The organism is Streptococcus infantis, from assembly GCF_001579645.1.
GTDB classification, from domain to species: Bacteria; Bacillota; Bacilli; order Lactobacillales; family Streptococcaceae; genus Streptococcus; species Streptococcus infantis_E.
Map to the genome: position 1 here is coordinate 4,801 of NZ_KQ970823.1, position 3,040 is coordinate 7,840.

Sequence of the window (3,040 nt, forward strand, 5' to 3'; positions counted from 1 at the left end):
ACGATATTATTATTTTGGCTAACACATCCACAGGCAGTACAAAATTCTGGCTTATGCGTATATGTAGCTGAATAAAATAACGATTTTCTCTTTTTAAATATCTTCTCTTGAACTTTATTATCCCAAATAATGTTTTTATCTTTGATTTGTAGCGTAGCTTCTAGTATATTGTTCATATGGTCATCATCCTTTTGTATTAGGTTTGGCGATTTTAATATAATGGATGTTGGCCTTTTTGTATACACTAAAATAGGGTTGGTGGAAAATTTCCATCAACCCTAAAAATTATAGAACCATAAGTAATTACTGTCTAGCTGGTTTAATTCTCTTTTTGCTTGTGCCAATAATTCTTCCATAATATTATAACTTTCACAATTTGCTGGGAAAGTCCATTTTGCAACAGCCCTGTCTTTATAGTAAATGACAGTTAATGTCAGTAGAGAACGATTCGCTTTTCTGATAATTTCTTGTTTTGAATTACTGTAGCGAGAAGATTCTTCTAGACTTGGTTCTACATTTATCTGTCTACAAAATCGTCTCATTTGCCATGTCGCGACGTATGATTTGATGCTATTCCTGAAATAATCAAACTCAGCATTCCGAAATGCAAAATCTATATTAATTATGAATAGTAATAATAAAAATGATAAACTTGCAATTAAACGTAATACTGAAATAAAAACAATAAAATTAAAAAATGTTTCTAAATGTGTTTGAAAAATGAAAAATGTAGCTAAACGTTCAAAAATGAAGAATATTAATGAAATAAAAATTGTAAAATTAATTACATTATATTTATTGAAATAATTACTCATGTACCTTTTTCCTTTCTAATATCATATGTTGGGGTTAACAAGGGCATAATGTGAGTTCTGTGTTCGCTATCTGTAAACTTGATAATACCTGTACCAATTCCAGTAGGAACTACAATATTATCGACATTAGTGTTGGGTAGCAAAAATTGGCAAGTATTCGCATTTATCTCACCTAAGATACAAATACAGTTAATTTGTTCACGTACTGCTGTATTACCTCCAAAAGCAGTTGCATCAAATCGTTGACTTAATAAAATTAGACTAATATTTGTTTGCCTACCAAGTAAAGCAATTGTTCCTAGTAACTGAGAAAATGCTTCACGTGCTTGTTTTGAACTACCTTGTACCAATGCTAACAGCTCATCAATAACAATATAAATACGTTCAAACTGAGTTTCTGGTTTTGTTAGTAATGTTTCTTGACGTTCGTATATCTTATGAATGATACGAGCTAATAATTCGTTGACTTCGGTAATAAAACTATTCAAGTTTGAACCCTTGATTGGAGAGAACACTTCTAAATTTAGCTCCTTAGCTAATAAAAAGATATCTGACAATTTAGGGTCAATACAGATGATTTGATTTGTGATTGATTTTAAACAGTGGATGAGATATTGAACAAAATGAGTTTTCCCTGAACCACTGGAACCGCTTATTGCAAGATGGACTACTTTTGTCATATCAATTGATACAGTATTTGACATTATCGGAATATGTTTCTCTGATACCTTTTCTTTAATAAAAGTTTGTAAATTACCTATCTTTAAACGTTTGGGTATCCCGTCAATCCAAGGAAAGAAAAATGCACGTGCTTGATTTTCGTTAGTTGTATCATATGAGATAAAGTATGCATTATTTTGAGTTAATAGCGTTTTAAAAGGATATAGAATACCAGAACAAATTGCATATAAATCAAAATACAATTTCGTATCAATCGGATACGATACAGGTAAATTTGGAATGAATAAAAATCCAGTATCATTACTCAGAACTTTTATATCAAATGAGTTTAAATAAGATGATTCATCATTAATATTGAGAGCATTATTCAAATTTCGAAGAATAAATTGTTCTAACTCGTATTTATTTTTACCAAATTCAGTAGTGTCAGAAATAACCGCTTCTGACACTTTCTGAGTTTGGCTTTTATTAATTAAAAAAGCCATGCATTATTTTCCTTTCTTCTTAATATCTTTTGCCCTGAAATATAGCTGTCCAAATTTATTCTCAAATGCTTCTAAGTCTTCAAATTCAACAATATCTCCGATATCAATCTTAGACAGAACTGGTTTATTCTCAGGTAAAAACTTGACTTTGAAAGGATTGTGATTGTCAGTTGCAACGTAAATTTGATAACCTAAAATTTTATCAGTACGTTTCATTTTTTCTTTACCCTTAACAATTTCACCAGTTTTTTCGAATTCATATTGAGTCTCAATTTGTTTACCTACCAACTTAACAACTTCATCTGAAAGAGCCTCTTCTGCTAGACTAGAACTATAACCATTTACTTTTTTGAAAAATACCATCACTGGTACCTCCTTTGTTAATTTTTTTTGATAGCTATCAACTATCATAAGTCCATTATAGCTAAAATATTGGGTTTGGATTGCGTTAAAAAAATTGGATTAAAAACTAGAAACCACCCAAGTTTTATGTTATACTAGTAGTATCAATTAAAGAAAAGAGGTACTACATGAAATTAGATGAAGAAATTTATAGAATGATTAGTCAACGCGTGAAATATAGAAAAAAAGATAAAAAATTGCAAAATATTGATATTTTGTTAAATGACCCTAATGTTGTTAGTAATATTGTAAATAATAAAAGATATAAAAAAAATCCGTATCTTTTGACACCAACCTATGCTTTTGAAATTGTTAAAAATTTAAGGTTTACAGATTCATATACTTTAATTTGGGGAAATAAAATAGAACGTGAATCTTATTTCGGAATGTTGTTTTTTGCAGGTATGAATTATCTTTTAAAGAAAAAAACAGAGTTAATTGAAAAATCTTTGAGTTACTATGTCCCTCATGCTTATGACTTAGCTATTAGAGAATGGGAAAATAAATATGGTGATGGAATTAGCTTATTATTTCCAAATCTCAAGATTGATAAGGATAATGAGAATAGTTTATTAGCTATGCAACTTTTATACAATCATTACAAGGAAGAGTTTTTTGAAAGACATGCTAATTATTTTAGTAATTTGTATACTACAA

3 protein-coding genes and 2 pseudogenes are annotated in these 3,040 nt (G+C 29.2%); 1 reads left to right on the forward strand and 4 read right to left on the reverse strand.

Features of this window, described 5'->3' with window-relative positions:
• The 4 genes and pseudogenes from SINDD18_RS10890 to SINDD18_RS08100 form a co-directional block, all read right to left on the reverse strand.
• A pseudogene (locus tag SINDD18_RS10890) lies at positions 1-176 on the reverse strand (ISL3 family transposase); the annotation flags it as partial.
• A 102-nt stretch (positions 177-278) separates the two neighbouring features.
• Positions 279-815, reverse strand: a complete 537-nt coding sequence (locus SINDD18_RS08090; RefSeq protein WP_061863771.1) for a hypothetical protein — start codon at positions 813-815, stop codon at positions 279-281.
• Positions 812-1,981: an FtsK/SpoIIIE domain-containing protein gene (locus SINDD18_RS08095; RefSeq protein WP_061863772.1), complete on the reverse strand. Its 1,170-nt coding sequence runs from the start codon at positions 1,979-1,981 to the stop codon at positions 812-814. The genes SINDD18_RS08090 and SINDD18_RS08095 overlap by 4 nt, the downstream gene beginning before the upstream one ends.
• 3 nt (positions 1,982-1,984) lie before the next feature.
• On the reverse strand, positions 1,985-2,392 hold the full coding sequence (locus tag SINDD18_RS08100; RefSeq protein WP_241497363.1) for a hypothetical protein: 408 nt from the start codon (positions 2,390-2,392) through the stop codon (positions 1,985-1,987).
• A 119-nt stretch (positions 2,393-2,511) separates the two neighbouring features.
• Here SINDD18_RS08100 and SINDD18_RS11025 point away from each other — a divergent pair.
• Positions 2,512-3,040 (forward strand): annotated as a pseudogene (locus SINDD18_RS11025) (hypothetical protein); the annotation flags it as partial.

What these genes read in the sequence shown, in the direction of transcription:
- SINDD18_RS08090 (WP_061863771.1), bottom strand. Translation starts at nt 815, where the DNA reads ATGAGTAATTATTTCAATAAATATAATGTAATTAATTTTACAATTTTT.
- SINDD18_RS08095 (WP_061863772.1), bottom strand. Translation starts at nt 1,981, where the DNA reads ATGGCTTTTTTAATTAATAAAAGCCAAACTCAGAAAGTGTCAGAAGCG.
- SINDD18_RS08100 (WP_241497363.1), bottom strand. Translation starts at nt 2,392, where the DNA reads ATGATAGTTGATAGCTATCAAAAAAAATTAACAAAGGAGGTACCAGTG.